Source organism: Asanoa sp. WMMD1127, from assembly GCF_029626225.1.
GTDB lineage: Bacteria > Actinomycetota > Actinomycetes > Mycobacteriales > Micromonosporaceae > Asanoa.
Window position 1 is genome coordinate 3,082,332 of sequence record NZ_JARUBP010000001.1, and the last position, 25,059, is coordinate 3,107,390.

General features: G+C 71.5%; 19 protein-coding genes and 3 pseudogenes. 10 read left to right on the forward strand and 12 right to left on the reverse strand.

Annotated features, from left to right (window positions below):
* The first annotated feature begins 7 nt into the window (after positions 1-7).
* The 3 genes from O7635_RS14725 to O7635_RS14735 all read left to right on the forward strand — a co-directional run bounded on the left by O7635_RS14725 (position 8) and on the right by O7635_RS14735 (position 2,969).
* Positions 8-1,444, forward strand: coding sequence for an FAD-binding oxidoreductase (locus O7635_RS14725; protein WP_278080979.1), 1,437 nt, complete (start codon positions 8-10; stop codon positions 1,442-1,444).
* Between the two features lie 77 nt (positions 1,445-1,521).
* Positions 1,522-2,178 carry a DedA family protein gene (locus tag O7635_RS14730; protein ID WP_278080980.1) on the forward strand — a complete coding sequence of 219 codons (657 nt, stop codon included), beginning with the start codon at positions 1,522-1,524 and terminating at the stop codon, positions 2,176-2,178.
* Between the two features lie 14 nt (positions 2,179-2,192).
* A complete protein-coding gene (locus tag O7635_RS14735; protein ID WP_278080981.1) occupies positions 2,193-2,969 on the forward strand; it encodes an inositol monophosphatase family protein in 777 nt (258 codons plus the stop codon).
* Between the two features lie 57 nt (positions 2,970-3,026).
* On the opposite strand, the gene O7635_RS14740 is transcribed toward O7635_RS14735, so the two are convergent.
* The 5 genes and pseudogenes from O7635_RS14740 to O7635_RS14750 form a co-directional block, all read right to left on the reverse strand.
* Positions 3,027-4,583: a cellulose binding domain-containing protein gene (locus tag O7635_RS14740; RefSeq protein ID WP_278080982.1), complete on the reverse strand. Its 1,557-nt coding sequence runs from the start codon at positions 4,581-4,583 to the stop codon at positions 3,027-3,029.
* A 9-nt stretch (positions 4,584-4,592) separates the two neighbouring features.
* Positions 4,593-5,489: pseudogene (locus tag O7635_RS38130) on the reverse strand (chitinase); the annotation flags it as partial.
* 102 nt (positions 5,490-5,591) lie between these two features.
* Positions 5,592-6,008 (reverse strand): annotated as a pseudogene (locus tag O7635_RS38135) (fibronectin type III domain-containing protein); the annotation flags it as partial.
* Between the two features lie 42 nt (positions 6,009-6,050).
* Positions 6,051-6,425: pseudogene (locus O7635_RS38140) on the reverse strand (cellulose binding domain-containing protein); the annotation flags it as partial.
* A gap of 94 nt (positions 6,426-6,519) precedes the next feature.
* Positions 6,520-7,899: a carbohydrate-binding protein gene (locus O7635_RS14750; protein ID WP_278080984.1), complete on the reverse strand. Its 1,380-nt coding sequence runs from the start codon at positions 7,897-7,899 to the stop codon at positions 6,520-6,522.
* Positions 7,900-8,919: 1,020 nt separating this feature from the next.
* On the opposite strand from O7635_RS14750, the gene O7635_RS14755 reads away from it, so the two are divergent.
* Entirely contained in the window at positions 8,920-10,704 is a 1,785-nt protein-coding gene (locus O7635_RS14755; protein WP_278080985.1) for a DUF1800 domain-containing protein, read from the forward strand.
* Between the two features lie 4 nt (positions 10,705-10,708).
* A complete protein-coding gene (locus tag O7635_RS14760) occupies positions 10,709-12,052 on the forward strand; it encodes a DUF1501 domain-containing protein (protein ID WP_278080986.1) in 1,344 nt (447 codons plus the stop codon).
* A 14-nt stretch (positions 12,053-12,066) separates the two neighbouring features.
* Here the strand turns inward: O7635_RS14760 and O7635_RS14765 are convergent, their stop codons facing one another.
* A complete protein-coding gene (locus O7635_RS14765; RefSeq protein ID WP_278080987.1) occupies positions 12,067-12,894 on the reverse strand; it encodes an alpha/beta hydrolase in 828 nt (275 codons plus the stop codon).
* Between the two features lie 142 nt (positions 12,895-13,036).
* A complete protein-coding gene (locus O7635_RS14770; RefSeq protein WP_278080988.1) occupies positions 13,037-13,606 on the reverse strand; it encodes a TetR/AcrR family transcriptional regulator in 570 nt (189 codons plus the stop codon).
* 92 nt (positions 13,607-13,698) lie between these two features.
* Between O7635_RS14770 and O7635_RS14775 the strand changes: the two genes are divergently transcribed.
* The 3 genes from O7635_RS14775 to fabG are packed head-to-tail and all read left to right on the forward strand — an operon-like array spanning position 13,699 to position 16,898.
* Complete coding sequence (locus tag O7635_RS14775; RefSeq protein WP_278080989.1) at positions 13,699-14,385, forward strand: SDR family oxidoreductase; 687 nt, start codon at positions 13,699-13,701, stop codon at positions 14,383-14,385.
* A 60-nt stretch (positions 14,386-14,445) separates the two neighbouring features.
* Entirely contained in the window at positions 14,446-16,098 is a 1,653-nt protein-coding gene (locus tag O7635_RS14780) for an alpha-amylase family protein (protein WP_278080990.1), read from the forward strand.
* A 47-nt stretch (positions 16,099-16,145) separates the two neighbouring features.
* On the forward strand, positions 16,146-16,898 hold the full coding sequence (fabG, locus tag O7635_RS14785; RefSeq protein WP_278080991.1) for a 3-oxoacyl-ACP reductase FabG: 753 nt from the start codon (positions 16,146-16,148) through the stop codon (positions 16,896-16,898).
* Here the strand turns inward: fabG and O7635_RS14790 are convergent.
* Together O7635_RS14790 and O7635_RS14795 are read right to left on the reverse strand one after the other, a co-directional pair.
* On the reverse strand, positions 16,895-17,314 hold the full coding sequence (locus O7635_RS14790; protein WP_278080992.1) for a hypothetical protein: 420 nt from the start codon (positions 17,312-17,314) through the stop codon (positions 16,895-16,897). The two genes, fabG and O7635_RS14790, sit on opposite strands and share 4 nt — an antisense overlap.
* Complete coding sequence (locus O7635_RS14795) at positions 17,307-17,723, reverse strand: hypothetical protein (RefSeq protein WP_278080993.1); 417 nt, start codon at positions 17,721-17,723, stop codon at positions 17,307-17,309. Before O7635_RS14795 ends, O7635_RS14790 begins: the two co-directional genes overlap by 8 nt.
* Between O7635_RS14795 and O7635_RS14800 the strand changes: the two genes are divergently transcribed.
* Positions 17,722-18,618: a Gfo/Idh/MocA family oxidoreductase gene (locus O7635_RS14800; RefSeq protein WP_278080994.1), complete on the forward strand. Its 897-nt coding sequence runs from the start codon at positions 17,722-17,724 to the stop codon at positions 18,616-18,618. The genes O7635_RS14795 and O7635_RS14800 overlap by 2 nt on opposite strands.
* Here the strand turns inward: O7635_RS14800 and O7635_RS14805 are convergent.
* Positions 18,615-21,722, reverse strand: coding sequence for an EAL domain-containing protein (locus tag O7635_RS14805; protein WP_278080995.1), 3,108 nt, complete (start codon positions 21,720-21,722; stop codon positions 18,615-18,617). The two genes, O7635_RS14800 and O7635_RS14805, sit on opposite strands and share 4 nt — an antisense overlap.
* A 216-nt stretch (positions 21,723-21,938) precedes the next feature.
* On the opposite strand from O7635_RS14805, the gene O7635_RS14810 reads away from it, so the two are divergent.
* Positions 21,939-22,640, forward strand: a complete 702-nt coding sequence (locus O7635_RS14810; protein WP_278080996.1) for a fasciclin domain-containing protein — start codon at positions 21,939-21,941, stop codon at positions 22,638-22,640.
* Positions 22,641-22,692: 52 nt separating this feature from the next.
* Here O7635_RS14810 and O7635_RS14815 read toward each other — a convergent pair whose 3' ends face one another.
* On the reverse strand, positions 22,693-24,219 hold the full coding sequence (locus tag O7635_RS14815; protein WP_278080997.1) for a hypothetical protein: 1,527 nt from the start codon (positions 24,217-24,219) through the stop codon (positions 22,693-22,695).
* A complete protein-coding gene (locus O7635_RS14820) occupies positions 24,204-24,962 on the reverse strand; it encodes an ABC transporter ATP-binding protein (RefSeq protein WP_278080998.1) in 759 nt (252 codons plus the stop codon). The genes O7635_RS14815 and O7635_RS14820 overlap by 16 nt, the downstream gene beginning before the upstream one ends.
* Between the last annotated feature and the right edge of the window lie 97 nt (positions 24,963-25,059).

The window sequence follows — 25,059 nt, forward strand, 5'->3', positions numbered from 1 at the left end:
GGGCGCGATGACGATCACCGCGACGACCGTCCAGGGCGGTCTGGCGACCCTGACCGATGAAGTCATCGAGGAGCTGCGCGGGCGGGTCTCCTGCCCGGTGCTGGCGCCCGAAGACACCGGGTTCGGCGACGTCCGCGAGGTGTTCAACGCGATGCACCCCGGCGACCCGGCGCTGGTGGTGAGCTGTTTCGGCGCGGCCGACGTGCGCGACGCGGTCACCTTCGCCCGAGACAACGGCCTGGTCGTCTCCGTGCGCGGCGGTGGGCACTCGATCGCCGGGCTGTCCGCATCGGACAGCTGCATGCTGATCGACCTCGCGCCGATGCACGCCGTGCACGTCGACCCGGCCGCGCGGCTCGCCCGGGCGCAGGGTGGCGCGGTCTGGGCCGACGTCGACCGCGAGACCCAGGCCTACGGGCTGGCCGCGCCGGGCGGCGTGGTCTCCGACACCGGCGTCGCCGGGCTCACCCTCGGCGGCGGCTACGGCTGGCTGCGCCGGAAATACGGTCTCTCCTGCGACCACCTGCTGGCGGCCGAGGTGGTCGGCCCCGACGGTGAGGTGCGGGTGGCCTCCGAGACGGAGAACACCGACCTGCTGTGGGCGCTGCGCGGCGGTGGCGGCAACTTCGGCGTCGTCACCTGGTTCACGTTCGGGCTCGTGGACGTCGGCCCGACCGTCGCCTTCGCCGGCACCTTCTATCCGGTCGAGGAGGCGGCCCAGGTGCTGCGCGGCTGGCGCAACTATGTCGCCGTCGCGCCGGACGAGGTGACCGCGAGCTTCCTGACCGTCACGATGCCGGCCGACCCGGCGTTGCCGCCCGCGCTGCATGACCGGGCCTGCGCGCTGGTCGGCGCGGTCTACGCCGGTGACGCCGCGGCGGGCCTGGACATCCTGCGGCCGCTGCGCGAGCTCGGCACGCCGTTGGCCGACCTGTCGGGGCCGCTGCCGTTCGTCGGCGTGCAGCAGAGCTTCGACACGTTCTTCCCACGCAACACGCTCCAGGCGTACTGGAAGTCGCGTTATCTCTCCTCGCTCGACGACGCGGCGATCGACTTCGTGGCGCGGTGCGCCGAGCAGCGACCCAGCCCGCAGACGCTGGTCAACGTGTTCCACATGGGCGGGGCGATCGCCGCGGTGCCGCCCGACGCGACGGCGTTCGCCCAGCGGTCCTCGCCGTTCCTGCTCTCCATCGACGGCAACTGGACCGACCCGGCGGACAACGCCGACAACATCGCCTGGGTACGCGAGGCGTTCCGCGAGTCGGCCCGACACGGTGACGACGGGGTCTATCTCAACTTCACCGGCCGCGCCGACGAGCCGCCGGACATCGCGGTCGACAGCGCGTTCGGGGCCAACCTGCGCCGGCTGGCGGAGATCAAAGCGAGGTACGACCCGGCCAACATGTTCCGCGCCAACAACAACATCACACCCGCCCCCAGCTGAGCGGGCCCGACCATCAGCATGTTTCCAGGTTTCTCGGGTAGAAATCCCAGATCCCCCGACCCGAGGAGAGTTGAGGCATGGCGCTGGCCGCACAGGGCGACCCGAGCGATCTTGGTGGGCTGACCGGCTGGGTGGCCGGGGTGATCGACTCCCTGGGCGTTCCCGGCGTGGGCCTGCTGGTCGCGCTCGAGAACCTGGTGCCGCCCATCCCCAGCGAGATCGTGCTGACGCTCGGCGGGTTCCTGGCCAACCAGGGGCGGATGAGCCTCCCCTTGGTGATCATCGCGGCGACGGCCGGCTCGGTGGTCGGCGCGCTGATCCTCTACTGGCTCGGCCGCGGCCTCGGCGAGGACCGGCTGAAGCGCTGGCTCGACCACATTCCGCTTGTCGACACCGACGACCTGGAGAAGGCCGACCGGTGGTTCGAGCGGCACGCCAACATGGCCGTCCTGTTAGGACGGTGTGTGCCGGTGGTGCGCAGCCTGGTCTCGATCCCGGCCGGCGCCAACCACATGCCGCTCGGCCGGTTCGTCGCGTTCACCACGCTCGGCAGCGGGGTCTGGAACACGCTGTTCGTCGGCGCCGGCTACGCGCTCGGCTCCCGGTGGCAGCTGGTCGACCAGTACTCCCGCTGGTTCGACTACGCCATCCTCGCGCTGATCGTCGTCAGCATCGCGCTGTGGGTGCGCAAGAAGGTCCGCAAGCGCCGCCGGGCCGACGCGCTGCATCGGTGACCTACGATCGCTCCATGATCTTGAGTGACGCGGAGGTGGCCGTCGCGGCCGCCGAGGCCGGTGCCGCCGTGGTCCGCCACTACTACGGTGCGGCCGTCGACCGGCACGCCAAGACGGGACGGGACTTCGCCACCACCGCCGACATCGAGTCGGAACAGGCGATCCTCGGTGTGATCCGGGAGCATCGGCCCGACGACGGCTTCCTGGGCGAGGAGACCGGCCGCACCGGGCCGGCGGGCGGGCGCACCTGGTTGGTCGACCCGCTCTGCGGCACGCTCAACTTCGCGGTCGAGACCCCACTGGTCGCGGTCAACGTCGCGCTGCGCGACGGCGCCGCGGCCGCGGTCGACCCGCTGACGGGCGAGGTCTTCTGGACCGACGGCACCGGGGCCTGGGTGCGCCGGGCCGGCGTCGACACCCCGCTCACGCCGTCGGCCGAGTCGCGGCTGGTCGACGTCAACCTCGACCCGCCGTTCCCGAACGCCGCCCTCTTCCAGGCGACCAGCCTGCTGGCGGATCCGGCGTTCGGCGCCGAGTTCGGGCCGCGGGTGCTGTCGACGACGCTCGCGCTGACCTGGGTCGCGGGCGGACGCCGGGCCGGTTATGTCACCGACGGCGACCTGCGCGACAGCGTGCACTTTGCGGCCGGCCTGGCGATCTGCCGCGCCGCGGGCTGCGTGGTCACCGGCCTGCACGGCCAGCCCCTGCACACCGGCATCGGCGGCCTGGTGGCCGCGGCCGACCTCGAGACCCACCAGACCCTGTTGCGGTTGATCCACGCACAGGGCTGAGACGCCACACCGCCGCCACGCCTTCCTCGGCAGTGGCGGCGGCGGGTCGTCGGTGCGTTACGAGAACTGTGCGGTGATGCGGGTGAACTCCCAGTCCGGCTGCGCGATGCTGGAGCAGTCGGAGCTGAGCGGGCCGCCGGGGCAGCCGCGGTCGCGGTTGACCGACCAGAACGCCAGCCGGGCCAGGCCGCGGGCCTTGGCCCAGTCGCGGATCGAGGCCCACTGCGCGGTCGTGGTGATCTCGTTCTGGTCGGAGCGGCCGTTCATGCCGGAGATGCCCATGTGGGCGTACGCAGTCGCGTCGGACCAACCGAACGCCGTCTTCAGCGCGTTCCTGAGCCCTTCGGCCGCGCTGACCGTCGACGCGTACATGTCGGCCCCGCCGCCGAAGTTGAACGGCATGATGGTCCAGACGTCCACATTGGCCTGCAGCGCGGCGCCCTGGTTGATCAGGCGGGTGCCCCACCACGACGGGCCGGTGGTCGCGGTCGGGATCGTCACGATGGTCTTCAGGCCGGGGTTGTTCTGCTTGAGGATCTTCAGCGCGCCGAGGATCCGGTCCTGCACGACCTCGCTCTCGAACTCGTCCGTGTTCTCCACGTCGAGGTCGATCGCCTTGAGGCTGTACGTGTTGATCACCTGTTGCAGGGCGCCGGCCAGCGCCGAGGCCGAGGCGCAGTTCGGGCCGAGCTTGTTGCCGCTCCAGCCGCCGACCGACGGGATGATGTCGCCGCCGGCCGCCCGGATCGCCGCGATCTGCTGGGCGTCGCCGGCGCTGTTGATCGGCCGGTTGCCGTCCCAGGCCGGTGTGCAGCCGCCGCCGGAGAGGACGAACGCCTTGGTGAACCACTTGATGCCGGTGGCCGACATGACCGTGTTCAGGTTCGGCACGTTGCCCCAGGAATAGATGTACGGGGCCGCGCTCATCGCGCCCGTCCCACCGCCGGTGCAGCCGGTGGTCGTGCCGGACACCGCGCCGGACTTCGCCGACTCACCCTGCGCGTTGTAGGCGGCCACCGTGTAGGAGCGCGAGGTGCACGCCGGCAGCCCGCCGACCGTGGCGCTGGTGCCGGTGACGGTCGCGCGGACGGTCGTACCCTCGTAGACCCGGTAGCCCGTGGCGCCCGTCGAGGCGTTCCAGGCGACCGAGATCGAGTTGGCGGTGGTGCCGGTGACCCGCACGTTGCCGGGCGTCGGCGGGGCCTGCGGGTTGGTCGGGCCGCCGCCGGCGCACGAGCCGCCGTTGACGGTGCAGTTGGTCGGGTCGCCGCCGCCGGCCGCGATGAACCCGAAGCTGGCCGTAGCGTTGGGACCCAGCGTGCCGTTCCACGACTTGTTGGTGAACGTGAAGCGCTGCCCGGACCGCGTCATGTCGGCGTCCCAGAAGCTGCTCACCGAGGTGCCGCTCGGCAGGTCGAACGCCACGTTCCAGGACGTGATGGTCGACGACGTGTTGTTGGTGACGGTGAACCGGGCCTCGTAGCCGGAGCCCCAGCTCGCGGTGCGGACGAACGCCGCCGTGGCCGCGGAGGCGGCGGGGGCGACCGCCACGCCGACCACCATGGCCGCGAGGGCCAGGCCGGCGGTGACGGCGACCTTTCTGATCGGTCTCACGGTGTCTCCTCAGGGCAGGGTGGCGAGGTGGGGGTCGACGGTGTTGGCGAACTGGTTGCCGTTGCTGACGTCCCAGTTGATGGACCAGGTCATCGCGCCGCGGATGCCCGGGTAGGTGCGCGGCGGGCGGAAGCTGCCGCAGTTGGTGCCGCGGGCCAGGCAGTCCAGCGCCTGGTTGACCAGGCTCGGCGCGACCACGCCACCACCGGCGGCGCCGGGGCCGGCGGGCAGGCCGAGCGCGACCTGGTCGGGCCGCAGCCCGGCTTCGAGCTGGATGCAGGCGAGCGCGGTCATGAAGTTGACCGTGCCCTGGGAGTACGCGAAGGACTGGTCGCAGCCGAGCATCGAGCCGGAGTTGTAGAACTGCGTGTGGACCACGGTGAGGATGTCGCGGATGTCCAGGGCGAGCTTGAAGTAGGACACCGTCGGGTTCTGCATGTCGATCGTCTGCGGCGCCATCGTGATGATCAGGTTGGCGCCGACCCGGCTGCGCAGGCTCCGCAGCGCCTGGGCCATGTAGGTCGGGTTCAGGCCGTTCTCGAGGTCGATGTCGACGCCGTCGAAGCCGTACGACTGGATGAGGTTGAACATCGAGTTGCTGAAGTTGGTCGCGCTCGTGGCGTCGTTGACGGCCACGCGGCCCGCCTCGCCGCCGACGGAGAGGATCACCTTCTTGCCGCGCGCGTGCAGCGTGGCGATGTCGGCCCGGAAGTCGGCGTCGGAGTAGCCGCCGAGCGCGCTCGCCAGGCCCGGGTCGACGGCGAAGGTGACCGCGCCGGGTGTGGCGGTGGCCTCGGCGAAGGCGATGGCGATCAGGTCGTACGCCGCCGGCGTGTCCCGCAGCCGCAGCTCGACGGCCGGGTTGACGAAGTTGTGCCAGTAGCCGGTGAGGAAGTGCGCCGGCAGCGGGCCGGTCGAGCAACCGGTGGTGGTGCCGCTGACGGCCGCGCTGCGGGCGGACTCGCCAGCGGAGTTGTAGGCGGCCACGGTGTAGGTGCGGGAGGAGCAGGCCGGCAGGCCGCTGATCGTCGCGGTGGTGCCGGTGACGGTGGCGCGGACGGTGCTGCCCTCGTAGACGCGGTAGCCGGTGACGGTGCCGCTGCTCGCGTTCCAGGCCAGCGAGATCGCGCTGCCGGTCGTGCCGGTGACCCGGGCGTTGCCGGGCGCGCCGGGCACCTGCGGGCCGGTGCCGCCGCTGGTGGTGCCGGTGACCGCCGCGCTGCGGGCGGACTCGCCGGCCGAGTTGTAGGCGGCGACCGTGTAGGTGTGCGTCGTGTTGGCGGCCAACCCGCCGATCGTGGCGCTCGTGCCGCTGACGGTCGCGCGGACCGCGCTGCCCTCGTAGACGCGGTAGCCGGTGACGGTGCCGCTGCTCGCGCCCCAGGACAGCGCGATGCTGGTCTGGGTGACGCCCGTGACGGTGGGCGCGCCCGGCGTGCCCGGCGGCTGGGTGCCCGGGTCGGTCGTGCCGCCGCAGGAGGCGCCGTTGAGCGTGCAGTTGGCGGGGGAGCCCGAGCCGGTGCCGATGAGCCCGAACGCGGCGGTGCCGCCCGGGGCCAGGGTGCCGTTCCAGGACTTGTTGGTGAACGTGAACCGCTGCCCGGAGCGCGTCATGTCGGCGTCCCAGAAGCTGCTCACCGCGCTGCCCGACGGCAGGTCGAAGGCGACGGACCAGCCGTTCATGGTGGTCGTGCCGCCGTTGGTGATCGTGTACTTGCCCTCCCAGCCGGAGCCCCAGTCGGAGGTCTTGACGAAGGTCGCGGTCGGTCCGGCGGCCAGGGCGGGGGCCGCCACCACGACAGCGGTCACCCCACCGAGCAGGGTGACCGCCGCGGTGACCATCAGAGTCCGCAAGCGCATGAAAGTCCTCCTAGGGCCCGCGCTCACATCGATAGATGGCCAATTATTAAGACTGTTTACAGATACTTGTCAATACCTAGTTTCGGAACTGGAACCAGTTGACGTTGACGAAGTCGTTGGGCTGGCCGCTCGTGAACGTCAGGAAGACGGTGTGGGTTCCGGTGGTTGGGGTGATATTGCCCGGTACGGACCGCCAGCTCTGCCAGCCGCCGGTGTTGGCCAGGGCGAAGCTGCCGATCGGGGCGTTGCTCCGGCTGTCGAGGCGCACCTCGACCAGGCCGCTGACGCCGCCGCCGGCGCCCGACGCGACCCGGGCCACGAAGTCCCGTGCCGGCGTCGAGCCGAAGTTGACGTTGTTGAACTGGACCCAGTCGCCGCTGCGGACCGCGCCGATGTTCTGGCCGCCCTCGCTGCACGCCTCGACGATCACGCCGCTCTGCGCGTTGAACGACTCCGCCTGGATCTGGTTGTACGCGGAGCCACCGCCACCCGGGTTGCCGGTCGGCGGCGGGGTGGTCGGGTTGGTCCCACCGCCGCCGCGGGTCCACACCGCGACGTAGTCGACCAGCATCGGCCGGCCGGAGACAGTGCTGGCCGTCGGCGTGGCCGAGCCCGCGACCCCGTTGGGGAACGCGCCGCCCATCGCGACGTTGAGCAGGATGAAGTAGCCGGCGTGGCTGGTCATGTTGGTCCAGTGCGGCTCGCCGACCTGCGACTGCGTGACGGTGTGGTAGAGCTGGCCGTCCACGTACCACCGCAGCTGTTGCGGGCTGATGCTGGCGTCCCACTCGAAGCGGTAGGTGTGGAACGCGGACTGGCACGTCGAACCGGGGCAGGCCCGGTTGGCGCCGAGGCCGTTGAACTCGTTGCAGGGCCCGCCCGGCGCGACTCCACAGTGGAGCACGGCCCAGACGGAGTTGATGCCGTTGACGTTCTCCATGATGTCGAACTCGCCGATGCCCGGCCAGTTCCAGTAGTTGCCCCGGAACGGCGCGCCGAGGGCCCAGAACGCCGGCCAGTAGCCGGCCGCCTGCGCGCCGGTGACGTTGGGCATCTGGATGCGACCCTCGATCCGCAGCACCCCGCCCGACGGGGGCTTGAAGTTGCTGCGCTGGGTCTCGATCCGAGCGGAGGTCCACTGCCCGGAGCCGTTGCGGATCGGCGTGATCCGCAGGTTGCCGGAGCCGTCGAGGCTCACGTTCGACGTGCTGTTGGTGTAGGTCTGGATCTCGCCGGTGCCCCAGTTGGCGGGCCCGCCCGGGTAGCTGGTGCCGGTGTCGATGATCCAGTTGGCCGACGAGGGCAGGGTGTTGGCCGAGCCGTTGAAGTCGTCGCTCCAGGCCAGGTTCCAGCCCGAAGGCGTGGCCGGCACGGATGCGTTGGCGGTGACCGCCGTGGCGACGGCCGCGACGGTGATCGTCGCGGTGGCGATGGATATCAGGACGCGTCGTCTCATGAATGGCCTCTCTCGTGCGGGGGACGGGCCGTGAGAGCGCTCTCAGACGGGTTGTAACGGACACAACAACGTTTGTCAATGGCTGGGCCGGCGCAGCACCAGGTGCTCGAGCGCGGTCCAGGCGGTGGTGGTGACCAGGTACAACGTGGCCGCGAGGGGCAGCACGAGGGCCGTCGGCACGGTGAGAAAGGACATGAAGGGCAGCACTCGGGCCAATCCGGTCGGGTGTGGACCAATGGCCCGCGGTGAGCGGCGGGCGAAGAAGACCGCGAGCAGGATCAGCGCGACGATGAGGGTGCCGAAGACCGGGATCGTCGCACCGCCGAGGCGCCCCGGACGGCGGCGAGGGTGAGCGGCGAGATCGCGAGCCGCACGAGCAGGGTGAAGGCGACGACCGCCAGGGCCGCGGCGCAGGGGCCGGCCAGCGGCGTAAGCAGGCCGGCTAGGCCGGAAGGACAGAGGTCGCGGCGCCTACGCCGCCGTCGAGCGGAGTGAAAGCAAGCATGGTCGTTCCTCGACCGATCGGGGTCACCGCTCGCCAGGCTTTGCTCTGCAGCCATACACGCAACACCTCCGGCGCGGGGTGTTGCGCATATGGCTGCAGAGCAAGGCGGCGCGCAGCGGTGGGATGGATGGGAGGCGCGGAAGGTCGGCCCGGCCGGTCAGGTCGGCGGGGCAGAGCGCGCGAGCACGGCGATCAGGCGACGTGCGGCGATGGGGCCCGGGGGCGGGGCGGCCGGCGCCGTCCGGGTCGAGGGCGCGGGGGGACGCGGCGCTGGCGGCGAGGGCGGCCAGGAACGCGAGCGGCGTCGGTGAGTCGCCGGCCTCGGCCAGGGCGAACAGGAGCGCCCCGGTGAGGGTGGAGATGGCCGGCCGCGCGACGACCTGTCAACCACTCGGCCGCAAGGTGGCGACGATCTTTAGGGCCGGCTTAACAAACGACCGCTCGCATTGAGGGACGCGGCTGCGTACATCTATGGTCCGCCCTGGATCCGTAGGTGGGGGAAGGCAGGGGTGGGGATGGCGCAACGGCGTGCCGCGTCGCGGCACCGGGCCGTGGACCCGCTGTTGCCCAAGGTCACCCGGCTGGCCAAGGCCGGCGAGCCCACGCTGCTCAAGCTGGTTCGCAACCGGCGGCAGGTGCTGATCGGCGCCGGCGCCGCGGTGGTCGCGACCGGTGCGGTCGGGTCGGCCGCGGCCGTGATGGGCGGCGGCGGCATCTCGGCCGCCCTCGGCGACAGCGCCACCTCGACCCGGTCGCCGCGGGACGCGGGCGCGTTCGCCGACCGGGACGCCAGCTACACCCAGTCGTTGGGTGACTCGATCGACCTCGGCGCCGCGGGTCTCATGGACACCGCGGGCGCCGCCGCCGCGGCCGCCGCGAAGGCGACCCCGACCAACCGCAACCTGCTCAGCCGCGACCCGATCCTGCACATGCTGCGCCGCGCGACCTTCGGGCCGACGCGGGCGCTGGTCGACGCGGCCGGCAAGACGGGCATCGACGAGTGGTTGGAGCAGCAGCTCAACCCGGGCAAGGTCGACGATCCGGTGGCGGCCAAGGCGTTGACCGCGTTCCCGACCGTCTCGATGAGCACCGCGGAGATCCGTCGCACGGTCAAGGAGTTCGACTGGCAGGCGCAGTACGAGCTGGGCCAGGCCACCATCGCCCGCCAGATGTGGAGCAGCCGCCAGCTCTTCGAGGTGATGGTCGACTTCTGGTCGAACCACCTCAACGTGACCAACCCGTTCGACGGCGGTTGGGACGTGCGGACGTCGTACGACAATGACGTGATCCGCAAGCACGCGCTCGGCAAGTTCTCCGACATGCTCAAGGCCAGCGCCCGGCACCCGGCCATGCTGCGCTATCTCGACAACGCCGACTCCGACCGTCGCTCCGTCAACGAGAACTACGGCCGCGAGCTGTTGGAGCTGCACACGGTCGGGATCGACGGCGGCTACAACGAGAAGGACGTGCGCAACAGCGCGTACATCCTGACGGGTCGCACGGTGACCAACGAGGGCGAGTTCCGCTACGCGGCCGAGCGGCACTGGATCGACCCGGTGAAGGTGCTGGGCTTCAAGGACAAGAACCCCTCGCGGTCCAAAGGGCTGCAGGTCGGCGAGAAGTACCTGAGCTACCTGGCCACCCACCCGTCGACCGCGAAGAACATCGCCCGCAAGCTGGCCGTGCGGTTCGTCTGCGACGCGCCGCCCAACGGGCTCGTGCAGCGGCTCGCCGACACCTACCTCGAGCACGGCACCGCGATCGCGCCCGTGCTGCGGGTGCTGTTCCGCTCGCAGGAGTTCTGGATCGCGACGGGCATGAAGACCCGGCGGCCGCTGGAGAACTTCGTGGCCACCGCGCGGGCGCTGGGCATCGCGCCCGGGTCCGACACCCGGGCCGGCGTCGAGGGGCTCTACTTCATGACGCAGCGGTTCGGTCAGGCGCCCATGGCGTGGGTGCCGCCGAACGGCTACCCCGATGTCGCGGCCGCCTGGCGGTCGGCGCACGCCACGCTCGCGCTGTGGAACGCGCACCGTGCGCTGATCGGCGGCTACGAGCGCGGGCTCTCGTACCCGAAGGTCGAGGGTCTGATCGGCAAGCGGCCGAGCACCACGGGGCCCTATGTGGACGGTCTGGCGGAACGCCTCGTGTTCCAGAAGGTCACCGGCGGACACCGCAAGGCGCTGCTCACGTTCCTGTCGGCGAAGGACGGCACCGCGGTACGCAACAGCAGCCTCGGTGGCAAGGTCGAGCACCTGGCGCCGTTGCTGCTCGACTCCATCTACCACGCGTTGCGGTGAGGTCATGACTGTCGACAATGGACCACGCACGGCGGACGAGCTGGCCCGGCACGGCCCGAACCTGCCCGAGGCGGCGATCCGGGTGCAGGCCGAGGCGGTGGCGGCGGACCTGCAGGCGCAACGCGACCAGTGGCGCAAGGGTTTCACCCGCCGCCGCGTGCTGGCCGGCGCCGGCGCGGTCGGCGTCGCCAGCCTGGCCAACCAGGTCGTCACCACGCGGGTCGCGTTCGGCGCGCCGTCCACCACCAACCGCACGCTGGTCGTGGTCTTCCTCCGCGGCGGCATGGACGGCCTGTCGGTGGTGGTGCCGCGGGGCGACCGCAACTATCTCAACGCCCGCCGCGGCATCGCCGTGCAGCCCGGCGCGCTGCTGGCCGGCGACGACCGGTTCGGCCTGCACCCGGGGCTCGCGCCGCTGGTTCCGTTCTGGGAGGCCGGCAAGATGGCCGCCGTGCACGCGGTCGCGTCGCCGGACGCCAGCCGGTCGCACTTCCAGGCCCAGGACTGCCTGGAACGCGGCGCCGCCTCGACCGCCGTACACACCGGTTTTCTGGATCGGGTGCTCGAGCAGCTCGGACCCGGCACGACGTTCCGCGCGATCGCGGAAGGCTCGGCGCTGCCCCGGTCGCTGGTCGGCGGGCAGAGCAAGCTCGTGCTCCAGGGCATCCGCGACTTCGATCTGCGCGCCGGCAGCGGCATGCGGGACAAGACGCTGACCGCGCTGAAGGCGCTCTACACGGGCCTGGGCAACCACCCGCTGGGCAGCCAGGCGGCCGAGACGCTGAAGTCCATCTCGACCGCACGCAAGATCGCCCAGAGCAACTATCAGGGCAGCGGGCAGTGGCCCGGTGGCGGCTTCTCCGACCAGCTCCGCGACGTCGCCCAGCTGATCAAGGCGAAGGTGGGCCTGCGGGTCGCCGCCGTCGACATCGGCGGTTGGGACATGCACACCAACATCGGCGGGCCGGACGGCGGCGACATGCGCAACCGGCTCAACGAGCTGGCCGGCGCGCTGGGCGCGTTCGCCACCGACCTCGGCCCGGCCCTCGACAACACCTCGATCGTCACGATGAGCGAGTTCGGCCGCCGGGTCGAGGCCAACGGCAACTCCGGCACCGACCACGGTCACGGCGGGCTCATGCTGCTGCTGGGCGGCGGCATGAACGGCGGCCGGGTGCACGGGCGGTGGCCGGGCCTGTCGGCCGGCTCGCTCGACCAGGGCGACCTGGCCGGTGCCAACGACTACCGCGACGTGCTGACCGAGTTGCTCGGCGCCCGGATGGGCGTCAAGGACTGGAAGAAGATCTTCCCCGGCTACCAGGCGAAGAAGATCGGCGTCTTCCGCTAGGCCTTTGGGCTGCCTCAGCTGCGCAGGAAGTCCAGCACGTCCTTCTGGAACTTGTCCTTCTCGGTCGCGAACAACCCGTGCGGCGCGCCCGGGTAGACCTTCAGCTCGGCGTCCTTGACGATCTTCACTGCCTTCTTCGACGCGTCCGCGAAGGGCACGATCTGGTCGTCGTCGCCGTGGATGAACAGCGTCGGCACGTCGATCGCCTGCAGGTCGGCCGTCAGGTCGGTCTCGGAGAACGCCTCGATGCAGTCGTAGGCGCCCTTGAGGCCCACGGTCATCGACTGCTCCCAGAAGTCGTCGCGGACGCCCTGCGACACGTGGGAGCCCGGCCGGTTGGCGCCGAAGAAGGGCGCACTGAGGTCTTCGTAGAACTGCGAGCGGTCCGCCGTGAGCCCCTCCCGGAGCTGGTCGAACACCTCGATGGGCGTACCTTCCGGGTTCTGGTCGGTCTTGAGCATGAGCGGCGGGATCGCGCCGACCAGCAACATCTTCGCGACGCGGTCGGTGCCGTGCCGGCCGACGTAGCGGGTGATCTCGCCGCCGCCGGTCGAGTGGCCCACCAGGATGACGTCGTGCAGGTCGTTGCTCTCGATCACGGCCGCCAGGTCGTCCGCGTAGTGGTCCAGGTCGTTGCCGTCCCAGGGCTGGCTGGAGCGCCCACCACCGCGTCGGTCGTGCGCGATGCCACGGAAGCCGTTGTCGGCCACCATCATCATCGTGTCGTCCCACGCGTCGGCCGTCAGCGGCCAACCGTGGCTGAACACGACCGGCTGCCCGCTGCCCCAGTCCTTGAAGAAGATGTCGGTGTTGTCGTTGGTCGAAACGTGTCCGGTGGTCACTGCATCCCCCATGCGTACGTCGGTCAACTGATTCCGACGCTACGACCGGTCGCCGCCCCGGTTCCGGCGTTCCCGCCATCCGCTGCCGCGGCGGCGTTGCCGCTGTGACCGGTGGTGGCGCAGCGACCGGCGGGCCGCGCGGTCAACGGACGCCGGCCGCGTCGAGCAGGGCGGTGGCGGTGGTCAGGCCCAGACCGTCGAGCGCGCTGTCGTGGACGACGGCGCGGGCGGCCGCGCCGTCGAAGACCACCGTGAGCTGCCGGGCCAGCAGGTCCGGATCGGTGGCGCCCCCCGCGCGGGCCTCGGCAGCGAACCAGTCGGTCAGCCGCTGCTTGAAGTCGCGGGCGATCCGCGCCGCCGGGTGGGTCGGGTCGCGCAGGTCGGTCGCGGTGTTGACGAAGCGGCAGCCGACGAAGTCGGGCTGACCGGACAGCTCGTCCTGCGCGCGGAACACGTGCAGGATCCGCTCCCGCGGGCGGCTCTCGGTGTCGTCGGGCAGGAACATCTGGTTGGTCGCCGGGCCGGCGGCCGTGAGCGCCTCGGCGACCAGCGCGTCCTTGGTCGGAAAGAGCTGGTACATCGACCGTTTCGAGACGCCGGCGACGGCGCAGAGCCGTTCGACGCCGGTCGCGGTCACGCCCTCGCGGTAGAAGAGGTCGGCCGCGGCTGCCAGCAGGCGCTCGCGTGGCGATGTGGTGATCCCCGTTGCCATCGCCACAGCCTAACGCGATTTCTTGCCGATGGAAACCGATCGGTTTACCGTTGTGGAAACCGATCGGTTTACTCTTCACCGAGGAGCAGGACATGCAGATCAACGGCGCCACCGTGCTGGTCACGGGTGGCAACCGCGGCTTGGGCAAGGCGCTCGTCGAGGAGTTCCTCGACCGCGGCGCGAAGACCGTCTACGCCGGGGCGCGGGACCCGAGCACCGTCACCGAGCCCCGCGCCGTCCCGTTCGCCCTCGACGTGACCGACCACGCCTCCGTCGAACAGGCCGCGGCCCGCGCGGGCGACGTGACCCTGGTCGTCAACAACGCCGGCATCGATTTGCACAGGCCGAGCCTGATCGACGACGACCGGGCCGGCATCGAGCGCGTCTTCCGCACCAACGTCTTCGGTGTGCTCGACGTCACCCGGGCGTTCGTCCCGGTGCTCGACCGCAACGGCGGCGGCCACGTGCTCAACGTCGCCTCGGTGCTGTCGTGGCTGCCCTCGGGCGCCTACGGCGCCACCAAGGCGGCGGTCTGGTCGGTCACCAACCACCTCCGGCGCGAGCTGGCACCGCGTGGGATCGGCGTGACCGGGCTTTACGTGGCATACCTGGACACCGACATGTCGGCCCACGTCACCCAGCCCAAGAACGACCCGCGGGCCGTCGCTCGGGCCGCCGTCGACGGCATCGAGGCCGACGCCGACGAGGTCCTGGCCGACGAGTTCACCAAGTCGGTCCGCGCCGCCCTCGGCGGCGACCCCACGGCTTTGCTCGGATAACCCCCAGGCCGGGCGGCGGTTCGGTTTGGCCGGACCGCCGCCCGGTTAACACATAGCCGCATGGGTGACCGGTGGTATCAGAAGGCTGTCGTCTACTGCCTCGACGTCGACACGTTCCAGGACTCCGACGGTGACGGCGTGGGCGACCTGCGCGGGCTCATCGGGCGGCTCGACTATCTCGCCCGGCTCGGCGTGACCTGCCTCTGGCTGCACCCGATCCACCCCACACCCGGCCACGACGACGGGTACGACGCGACCGACTTCTACGGCATCGACCCGCGGATCGGCACGCTGGGCGACTTCACCGAGCTGCTGCACCAGGCCGAGGACCGGGGCATCCGGGTCATCATCGACTTGGTGGTCAACCACACCTCCGACGAGCATCCGTGGTTCCAGTCGGCGCGGTCGTCGCCCGATTCGCCGTACCGCGACTGGTATGTCTGGAGTGACACCGCGCCCGACGACCGCAAGCAGGGCATGGTCTTCCCCGGCGAGCAGGACGAGACCTGGAGCTACGACCGCACCGCGAAAGCCTGGTACTACCACCGGTTCTACAAGTTCCAGCCCGACCTCAACTTCGCCAACCCGGCGGTACGCGAGGAGATCAAGCGGGTCGTCTCGTTCTGGCTGCGGCTCGGCGTCAGCGGCTTCCGGATCGACGCGCTGCCGTTCATCATCGAGCTGACCGAGCCCGGCAACCCGGACTCGCCCAAGGATTTCGCCTTCATCTCGGAGCTGCGCCAGCACGCGCAGTGGCGGCGCGGAGACGCGGTGCTGCTCGCGGAGGCCAACGTCGAGCCGGCGCAACTGGTCGACTACTTCGGTGACGGCGGCGGTGCCAACGACCGCGTGCACATGCTCTTCGACTTCATGCTCAACGGGCGGCTGATGCTCGCCCTGGCCCGCGAGGACCCGGAGCAGCTCATCGACGCGCTGCGGGACACGCCGCAACTGCCGCCCGGCGGTCAGTGGGCCACCTTCCTGCGCAACCACGACGAGATCGACCTGTCCCGCCTCACCGCCGAACAGCGCGAGCAGGTGTACGCCGCTTTCGGTCCCGACGAGAACATGCGCCTCTACGACCGGGGCATCCGACGGCGACTCGCGCCGATGCTGGGCAACGACCGCCGGCGGCTGGAACTGGCCTACGCGCTGCAGTTCTCGCTGCGCGGCACGCCGGTCCTGCGTTACGGCGAGGAGATCGGCATGGGGGAGGACCTGTCGTTGAAGGGCCGGTTCGCCATCCGTACGCCGATGCAGTGGTCGCTCCTGCCCAACGGCGGCTTCTCCACCGCCGAGCCAGACAAGCTGATCCGGCCGGTGGTCTCCGGTGGCGAGTTCGGCTACGAGTCCGTCAACGTGACCGACCAGCGGCACGATCCGAAGTCGCTGCTGTCGTGGTTCGAGCGGATGATCCGCACGCTGCGCGAGGCGCCCGAGGTCGGCGCGGGCTCGTGCACCCACGTCGACGTGCCGGTGCCGACCGGCGTGCTGGCGCACCGGGCCGACGGGCCGACGGGCTGCATGCTCTTCGTGCACAACCTCGGCCGGCGTGCGGCGACCGTCGACCTCGGCAAGCTCGCGGCGGAGGCGGACCACCCCAACGACGTGCTGGCGGACCAGGAATATCCCGAGGTGGGCGACCTGTCGCAGCTCAAGGTGGCCGGCCACGGCTACCGCTGGATCAGGCTGAATCGCAACCCTGCCGGTTGAGCCCGGCGTCCGCTACTCTGCGGTAACCACGACGGAAGGCGAAGGTCATGCGGGTTGCGGTGGTCACGGGTGCGGCGCGGGGCATCGGCGCGGCGACGGCGCGGCGGTTGGCCGCCGACGGTCTCGCGGTGGCGGTGGTCGACCTCGACGAAACCGCGACGAAGTCCACTGTGGATGCCATCACGGCGGCCGGTGGCACGGCGGTCGGCGTCGGCGCCGACGTGTCCGACCGCGAGCAGGTCGACACCGCGGTGGCCCGGATCGCGTCCGAGCTGGGCCCGCCGACCGTGCTGGTCAACAACGCCGGCGTGCTGCGCGACAACCTGATCTTCAAGATGACCGACGACGACTGGGACACCGTGCTCTCGGTGCACCTGCGCGGCGCGTTCCTGGTCACCCGGGCCGTCCAGGCGCACATGGTGGCCGAGAAGTGGGGCCGGATCGTCAACCTGTCGAGCACGTCGGCGCTGGGCAACCGCGGCCAGGTCAACTACTCGGCGGCCAAGGCCGGCATGCAGGGCTTCACCAAGACACTGGCGATCGAGCTGGGCCGCTACAACGTGACCGCCAACGCGGTCGCGCCCGGCTTCATCGAGACCGACATGACCGCGGCCACCGCCGCCCGGATGGGCGTCGACTTCGACCTCCTCAAGAAGGGCGCCGCCGAACAGATCGCGGTCCGCCGCGTCGGCCAGCCCGACGACGTGGCCCACACCATCTCGTTCCTCTGCAGCGAGGGCGCGAGCTTCGTCAGCGGCCAGGTCATCTACGTCGCCGGCGGCCCCAGCTCCGGGCTTTAGGCGATCCGGCGCTTGCCGGCGTAGCGGAGCCAGAGCAGGCCGAGGATCGGCAGGATGAGCGGGACGTAGCCGTAGCCGCGGCCGAAGTCTGTCCAGACCGTGTCGTCCGGGAAGGCGGCCGCGTCGAAGACCGTCAGCAGGCCCACCGCGACCACTCCGGCCAGCTCGATCGAGCAGCTGACGAGCGCCACCCGGCGCCAGGTTTCGCCGCCCTTGGCCAGCGCGACCGTCGCCACGATGTAGACCACGGCAGCGAAGGCCGAGAGCAGGTAGGCCAGCGGCGCCTCGGAGAACTTGGCGCCGATCTGCACGGCTGCCCGGGCGCTGGCCGACAGGGCGAAGATGCCGTAGACGGCGATCAGCGCCCGGCCGGGGCCGGTGCCCAGCGTGGTGCGCGGCGCGGTCCGCTCAGCCACTCGTCACCACCTGCCACGTCTGGTGCAGGCGCAACACCAGCACCGGAACGGTCAGCGCGACCACCACGACGATCGCCGAGCCCCACCGGGTCGGTTCGAGCCGGGCGAGCACCCAGCCCAGCGGAGGCAGGCAGAGGACCGTCACGACGTAGCCGAGGAACGTCACCGCGCTGGCCGGGCTGTCGCCGCTGGTCGCCGCGGCGATGAGCAGCACGATCACGGCCAGCTCGACCACGCCGAGCCCGATCAGCTGGGCGCGGCCGGGTGCGCGGTCGCGCAGCGCCTCGACGAGCGCCCACGCGCCGACGAGCAGCGACAGCACGATCACTATCGCGGACAGGGTGCCGTTCACGGGCACACCGTACTCGCAGGCAGCAGGCCCGGACGCAGCGGGCAGAATGGGGCCCATGCCTCTCCGGTTCGGCCTCTTCGGCACCGGCCCCTGGGCCACCGCCACCCAAGCGCCCGCGATCGCCGCCCACCCCGACGCGGAGCTCGTCGGCGTCTGGGGGCGCAACCCCGACAAGGCGGCCGGCCTGGCCGCCGAGACCGGTGCCCGGGCCTACACCGACGTCGACGCGCTCCTGGCCGACGTCGACGCCATCGCCGTGGCGCTGCCGCCCGACGTGCAGGCCGAGATCGCCGAGCGGGCCGCCAAGGCGGGCCGGCACCTGCTGCTCGACAAGCCGCTCGCGCTGACCGTCGAGGCGGCCGACCGGGTGGTCGAGGCTGTCGACGCGGCCGGGGTGGCCTCGGTCGTGTTCTTCACCGCCCGGTTCCAGGACACCATCACCGCCGCGCTGCGCGAGATCACGGCCACCGGCGGCTGGCAGGGCGGCCGCGTGGCCCACCTCAGTTCGATCTTCCAGCCCGGCAACCCGTACGGCGCGTCCCCGTGGCGCCGCACCCACGGCGGGCTGTGGGACGTCGGCCCGCACGCCCTCTCCCAGGTGCTGCCGGTGCTGGGCCCGGTCGCCGAGGTGTCCGCCGTCGAGGGACCGCACCAGACGACCAACCTGTTGCTGCGGCACGCGTCAGGCGCGGTCAGCACGGTCACCCTGACCGTCGACGCCCCGCCGGCCGCGGTGCTGCGCGACATCACCTTCTTCGGCGATCACGGCGTCGTCTCCGTGCCGCGTGGTGAGGGTGAGGTCCGGGACGCGTTCGCCGCGGCCGTCGACCTGCTGATCGCGGAGACCAAGGGCACCGCGCACGACGTCGGTGTCCACTTCGGACGCGACGTGGTCGCGGTGCTGGCGGCGGCCGAGCGGTCGCGCGAGTCCGGCCGGGTGGTCGCGCTCTAGGCCGCGAGCTCCTTGCGGCGCAACCAGCGCAGCGCGTCGGGCAGCGGCATCGGTCGGGAGAAGAGGAAGCCCTGCCCGTACGGGCAACCGATCCGGCGCAGCAGGTCGCGTTCCTCGGTGGTCTCGATGCCCTCGGCGACCACCTCCAGGCCGAGCGTGTGCGCCAGCCGGACGATGCCGTCGACCAGCGCGCGCTGCTGCGTCGAGGTGGCCACCGTGCCCGTGAACAGCCGGTCGATCTTGAGGACGTCCAGCGGCACGTGCCGCAGGTAGCTCAGCGACGAGTAGCCGGTGCCGAAGTCGTCGATCGCCACCCGCACACCGAGGCGGCGCAGCTCGGCGAGGTCGTCCCAGACCTGGTCGTCGTCGCGCAGCAGCAGGCTCTCGGTGATCTCCAGCATCAGGCAGGACGCCGGCAGCCCGTGCCCGGCCAGCGCACCCCGGACCGTGCGGACGAAGCCCGGGGTGCGGAACTGCCGGGCGGAGACGTTGACGGCCACGTACGGCGCGGCGAACGGCTGCCGGCGGCGCCAGGTCGAGGCGGCCGCGATCGCGGTCTTGAGCACCCACTCGCCGATCGGCACGACCAGCCCGGACTCCTCGGCCACGTCGATGAACGCGTCGGGGAGCAACCGCCCGCGGGTCGGGTGGTTCCACCGCAGCAGCGCCTCGAACCCGGCCGTGTGCCCGTCGTTGAGGCTGACGATCGGCTGGAACTCCAGCGCCAGCCCGCCGTCGTGGATCGCGTGGTCGAGCTCGGCCCGCAGCTCCAACCGTTCCACGAACGTCGTGTGCAGCTCCGGCTGGTAGCGCCGCCACTGCGCCTTGCCGGCCCCCTTGGCCACGTAGAGCGCGAGGTCGGCCTGGCGGAGCAGCTCCGGGCCGTCGGACGCGTCGGCCGTGGTGCCGATGCCGATGCTGGCCGAGCAGCTGACCAGCTCGCCGCTGACCGTGTAGGGCTCACGCAGGGTACGGGTGATCCGGTCCGCCGCGTCCTCGACGTCGGCCGGTTCGCCGGCGTCGTCGATCAGCACGGCGAACTCGTCACCGCCGAGGCGGGCGGCCGTGTCGTGCGGGCGCAGGGCGGCGCTGATCCGCTCGGCGACCGCCTTGAGCACCTGGTCGCCGCTGGCGTGCCCGAGGGTGTCGTTGACGACCTTGAAGTCGTCGAGGTCGATGAAGAGCACGCCGACGACGCCGCGGCGGGCCTCGATCGCCTTCTGCATCCGCTCGGCGAACAGCGCCCGGTTGGCCAGGCCGGTCAGCGCGTCGTGGTTGGCCCGGTGCGTCAGCTCGCGCTCGAGGCGGCGTTTGTCGGTCACGTCGCGGAGCGTGAAGACCAGCCCGCGTACGGTCGGGTCGGCCCGCAGGTCGCGGACCGAGATCTCGACCTGCACCGCGGTGCCGTCGGGGCGGCGCAGGGTCCAGTCCGTGCTGCCCAGCGTGTCGGGTTCGACACTGCCGACCGGCCGGTCCTGGATCCGCCGGAACACCCGCTCTGCCCGGTCCCGCTCGGCCGGGTCGCCGTGGTCCAGCAGGTCCGTGCCGACGAGCTCCACCTCGCCGAACATCGCCTTCGCAGACGGGCTGGCGTACGCGATCCGGTCCTCGTTATCGACGATCAGGATGACGTCGGCGGCGTTGTGCACGAGCGCCCGGAAGTACTCCTCGCTGGTCCGCCGCCGTAGCTGCTCGTTGAGCGCCACCCGGTCGATGGCCAGCGCGGCCTGGGAGGCCAGCACCGCCAGCCGGTCCTGGGCCGACAGCAGCGCGCGCTCCTCGGCGGCGACCAGCATGGCGCCGGTCGGCTCGTCCTCGCCGACCGACAGCGGCAACGCCAGGGTGACGGGCTCGGGGCGGTGCCCGGTCGGTGGCTGGCCGGCGCCGAGGGCGTTCGCGATCGGCAGCGACAGCCGTCCCGTGCTGATCAGGCTCGGTTCGCGCAGCCGGGCGATCGCGTGGTGCGCGGACTCGGGCGGCACGGTGCCCATGTGGCGCCCGGGGGTGGCGTCGTCGGTGCCGTCGGTGAGCAGCAGGAAGCGGTAGTCGGTGCCGGTCGGCAGCACGCCGCGGATCCCGTCGTCGAGGGCGTCCGCGATGCCGTCGTTGTCGGCCGCGGCCACCAGCGCGGTGGTGACCGCCCGCAGCCCGCGTTCGCGGCCGATCTGCTCGCGCAGACGTTGGGCGAGGTTTACCAGGCGGGCCAGCACCAGCAGCAGGATGACCAGCGACGCGACCGCGATCACCTCGCCGTGGCGGACCGAACCGGAGCCGAGGGTCTCGAAGAGCAGGATGGCCGGCGGGATCATCGCCGACACCGACAGCAGCACCAGGCGCAACACCGTGGTCTCGCGCGGTCGCTGCGCCCGCCGCTCCGTGACCCCCCGCATCGACGGCACCAGGGCGGCGGCGCCCCAGCAGGCGTAGAGGGCGATGTAGCCCAGGTCCAGCGGAGTGCGCACCAGCCAGATGTCGTCGACCCGGCCGATCCGGAACAGGGCGTCGGCGACCACGTAGCCGACGATGCCCAGCGACAGCAGCAGCACCGCCGGCGAGAAGCGCACGACGATGACCAGGCGCGCCACGAGGCCGAGGATGATGATGTCCACCACCGGGTACGCGATCAGCAGCACGCCCGTGATCACGCCGATGTGTGGCTGCTCGAAGCGCGCCTCGACCGTGAGCACCCAGGCCAGCAGACCCGTGCCCAGCACGAGCACGAGCGCGTCGATCAGCGCCGGCCGGTCCGGTCTCGGCTCCGCGGCCTTGGCGAACTTGGCGAGCGCGACGGCGACGAGGGCCATCCCGATCAGCAGGAGTATGTCGTCGGAGAGCGTGAGCGGCGGTCTGGACGGCCCACCCGCGAACGTCAGGTTGAACGACAGGTCGGACGCGGCGTAGAACACGGTTCCGGCGAAGAAGAGCAGCCACGTGCCGGCCAACCGGGGACGGTTGAGCCGGATGCCGACCAGGATCGCCAGCACGCCGCTGGCGCTGATAGCCGCCCAGATCCCGGTGTGCCAGGACGGCGGTGCCACGTAGTAGACGACCGTCAGCACGGCCATCCACAGTCCGTACGCGGCCAGCCCGAGGCGCCGCGTCATCGACCAACTCCGTTCATTCGCCACAAGACGGGCAAATTAAACGGTACGGCCGACCGCGCCGAGCGTCGAGGCGAGTGCGCTGTGCGGTCGGTCGCTTCGAGCGGACATTACGTACCGCTATGTCTCGATTACGTCAAGTCGCCTTCATGGCATCACGCTGGCTGGTACGAATCTGTGTAAAGCACCTCAAAACCGACATGAGGGGATCTCAGCATCATGCGTGTCTTCAGGACAGCGGGTCTCGCCGTCACGGTGGCCGCGATGGCCCTGGCCATGGCGGCGTGCGGCTCGGACACCAGCCCGTCCACTGCCCTTCAGCCCACCGGCGGCGCGACCGCCACCGGGGGATCGTCGCCCGGTGGGGGTGCGACCCGCAGTCCGCAGCCTACGGGGACGGCGACGGCGGGCGGTGGCGGCCAGGTCTTCGGCCCCGGCTGCTCCTCGTTGCCGAGCTCCGGCGCCGGCAGCCTGTCGTCGATGGCATCGCAGCCGGTCGCCACCGCGGTGGCCAGCAACCCGCAGCTCTCGACGCTGGCGAACGCGATCAAGACGGCCGGGCTCACCGACACCCTCAACAACGCGCAGAACATCACCGTGTTCGCGCCCACCAACGACGCCTTCAACCAGGTCGGCCAGTCGCAGCTCAACGCGCTGCTGGCCAACAGGACGCAGCTGACGCAGACCCTGGAGTACCACGTCGTGCCCCAGCGGCTGAGCCCGGACAACCTGGCCGGCACGCACCGGACCATGGAAGGTCAGAACCTGACCGTGACGGGCAGCGGTGAGGACTTCACCGTCAACAACACCGCCAGCGTGGTCTGCGGCAACATCCAGACCCGCAACGCGACCGTTTACCTGATCGACGCGGTGCTGACGCCGCCGGCCGGCTCGGCCTCGCCGTCGCCGAACGCCACCTGATCGAGCAGTTGACGACGAGGGGCCCCGCGACGCGGGGCCCCTCTCGCCTTGGTCAGCCCAGCTTCGCGAGCAGCTCCGGCCCGCGGCGGGCCAGCCGGTTGATCGCCAGCCGGCCCAGCCCCCAGGCCAGCGCGGCGCCGAGCACCAGCCCGACCGGGGTGGCCAGCCAGCGGAGCAGGTCGTCGTCGCGCATCGTGCCAACGATGAGCAGGGCCAGGGACGGCGACGAGACCAGCGCGGTGGTGAGCAGCGCGAGCCAGATGATCCCGGCCAGACCGCCGCCGTCGGCCCCCGGGTTCGCACCCCGCTTGTGCGGGTCGGCGATCCGCACCGGCACGAACACCGAGATGAACACCAGCACGCCGGCGCCGCCGAGGAGCGCGATCGGCAGCAGGCCGGCCGCCCAGGGGACCATATCGGCCGCCCCGTGCCAGATCGCGCCGGTCACGGTCAGCCCGACCGCCGCCGGTCCGACCAGCAGCAGCCAGGCGCGCTGCCGGCCACGGACGTCGACCCGCTCGGCGCCGGGCAGCAGCAGCGTCTGCCACAGCGCCGTGCCGTCGGAGCTGTGCAGGTGCGCGCAACTGCCCACCGCGAACACCGCGAAGAACACGCCGGCCATCGGGAGGTAGTCGGTCACGTTGATCAGCAGCGGCAGCAGCACGTAGGTCAGCACGTAGACCAGCGCGAAAGCCAGGAAGTGGATCCGGACCAGGTCGCGGCTCCAGGTGCGCAGCTCCTTGCCGACCATGGCGGACAGCGGGGTCGCCGGCCGCCAGCCAGGCCGGCGGGCGCCACGGATCACGGTGGGGCTGACCGGACGGTGCAGCAACAGCGCCCACGCACCCAGGGCGAGCGCGATGCTCGCGATCAGGGCGGCGACCACGCCGAGGACCAGCGCCCAGTCGCCGCGCCCGGCCGCCTCCACTGCCACCACGGGCCAGCCCGACGGGGCCAGCCGCAGCTTGTCGGCGATGAACGGCGGCAGCGCCGTCTCCGGGCCGCCGGTGAGGGCCGCGATGATCACCCAACCCTGGGCGCCGAGGCAGACGAGCACGCCCCACGGCACGGCCATCAGCGCCGCGCTCAGCCTCGTGTTGAGCAGCCGCCCCACCAGTGCGACCACCACGTTGGAGAGCGCCACCAGCAACAGGACGAAGAGCGCGAGGACCACAATGGACACCGGTATGGCGGCCAGGTTCCCGGTCGTGGCCGCGTACCAGACCAGCGCGCCGCCGGCGAGCAGCGTGACGGCCGGACCGACGGCGACCAGGGCGGCGGCGAAGAGGCCGGCGGCCTGCTGCCGGTCGGTCAGCGGGACGTGCCGCAGGTGCTCCCGGCGCAGGCCCGGGTCGACGCCGCCCATCATCGGCCCGACGATCCAGCCGACCAGCCACGACGCCATCGTGAGCAGCAGCGCCCCGCCGGCGCGGTCCGGGCCGGCCGCGACGGTGAGCCAGATCGTGCAGACCGCCGCCGCGACACCGGCCACCAGCCCGCTGGTCATCGTCGCGCGTTTGGTGCCGGTGAAGCTGTTGCGGAGGATCCGCCACTTCGTGCGCATCAGGACGCCAACCACGACAGCTCCTCCTCCCCGGCGGTGCGGGCACCGACCAGCTCGACGAACACCTCGTCGAGCGCGCGGCCGCCGCGTACCTCGTCGATCGGGCCGGCCGCGACGACCCGGCCCGCGTTCATCACCGCGACCGTGTCGCAGAGCTGCTCGACCAGCGCCATCACGTGGCTGGACAGCACCACCGAGCCGCCGCCGGCCACGAACCGGCGCAGGATCGAGCGGATGGTCAGCGCCGACACCGGGTCGACGGCCTCGAACGGCTCGTCGAGCACCAGCAGCCGCGGCGCCCCGAGCAGCGCGCTGGCCAGCGCGATCTTCTTGCGCATGCCGGCCGAGTAGCCCAGGATCAGCGTCCGGCCGGCGTCGGCGAGGTCCAGCACGGTGAGCAGCTCGTCGACCCGGTCCGCGACCACGCCGGCCGGCAGGCCGTGCAGCCGGCCCAGATAGGTGAGCATCTCCCGCCCGGTCAGCCGCTCGGTCATCGCCATCGCGTCGGGCAGCACGCCGACCAGCCGCTTGGCCGCCGTCGGCTGCCGCCACACGTCGGTGCCGAAGATCTCCGCCGTGCCGGCGTCGGGGCGCAGCAGCCCGACCGCCATCGACAGCGCCGTCGTCTTGCCGGCGCCGTTGGGACCGACCAGGCCGAAGAACGAGCCGGCCGGGACGGTCAGGTCGACCCCGTCGACCGCCACCTTCTCGCCGAAGTGTTTGGCCAGTCCGGCCAACCGGAGTGCGTACGTCGTCATGCTTCAAACGCTAAAAATCCGCGGCGTCGGCCGGAATGTGTCCAGCCACCGACCGGGGTGGGGCTGGCTACACCCCCGCGGACGGCGTCTGGCCCCA

Excerpts from the sequence above, each read along its gene's own strand:
- O7635_RS14750 (WP_278080984.1), bottom strand. The coding sequence starts at position 7,899 with ATGAGACGACGCGTCCTGATATCCATCGCCACCGCGACGATCACCGTC.
- O7635_RS14755 (WP_278080985.1), top strand. The coding sequence starts at position 8,920 with ATGGCGCAACGGCGTGCCGCGTCGCGGCACCGGGCCGTGGACCCGCTG.
- O7635_RS14780 (WP_278080990.1), top strand. The coding sequence starts at position 14,446 with ATGGGTGACCGGTGGTATCAGAAGGCTGTCGTCTACTGCCTCGACGTC.
- fabG (WP_278080991.1), top strand. The coding sequence starts at position 16,146 with ATGCGGGTTGCGGTGGTCACGGGTGCGGCGCGGGGCATCGGCGCGGCG.
- O7635_RS14820 (WP_278080998.1), bottom strand. The coding sequence starts at position 24,962 with ATGACGACGTACGCACTCCGGTTGGCCGGACTGGCCAAACACTTCGGC.
- O7635_RS14730 (WP_278080980.1), top strand. The coding sequence starts at position 1,522 with ATGGCGCTGGCCGCACAGGGCGACCCGAGCGATCTTGGTGGGCTGACC.
- O7635_RS14760 (WP_278080986.1), top strand. The coding sequence starts at position 10,709 with ATGACTGTCGACAATGGACCACGCACGGCGGACGAGCTGGCCCGGCAC.
- O7635_RS14805 (WP_278080995.1), bottom strand. The coding sequence starts at position 21,722 with ATGACGCGGCGCCTCGGGCTGGCCGCGTACGGACTGTGGATGGCCGTG.
- O7635_RS14725 (WP_278080979.1), top strand. The coding sequence starts at position 8 with ATGACGATCACCGCGACGACCGTCCAGGGCGGTCTGGCGACCCTGACC.
- O7635_RS14810 (WP_278080996.1), top strand. The coding sequence starts at position 21,939 with ATGCGTGTCTTCAGGACAGCGGGTCTCGCCGTCACGGTGGCCGCGATG.
- O7635_RS14795 (WP_278080993.1), bottom strand. The coding sequence starts at position 17,723 with ATGGGCCCCATTCTGCCCGCTGCGTCCGGGCCTGCTGCCTGCGAGTAC.
- O7635_RS14775 (WP_278080989.1), top strand. The coding sequence starts at position 13,699 with ATGCAGATCAACGGCGCCACCGTGCTGGTCACGGGTGGCAACCGCGGC.
- O7635_RS14770 (WP_278080988.1), bottom strand. The coding sequence starts at position 13,606 with ATGGCAACGGGGATCACCACATCGCCACGCGAGCGCCTGCTGGCAGCC.
- O7635_RS14735 (WP_278080981.1), top strand. The coding sequence starts at position 2,193 with ATGATCTTGAGTGACGCGGAGGTGGCCGTCGCGGCCGCCGAGGCCGGT.
- O7635_RS14800 (WP_278080994.1), top strand. The coding sequence starts at position 17,722 with ATGCCTCTCCGGTTCGGCCTCTTCGGCACCGGCCCCTGGGCCACCGCC.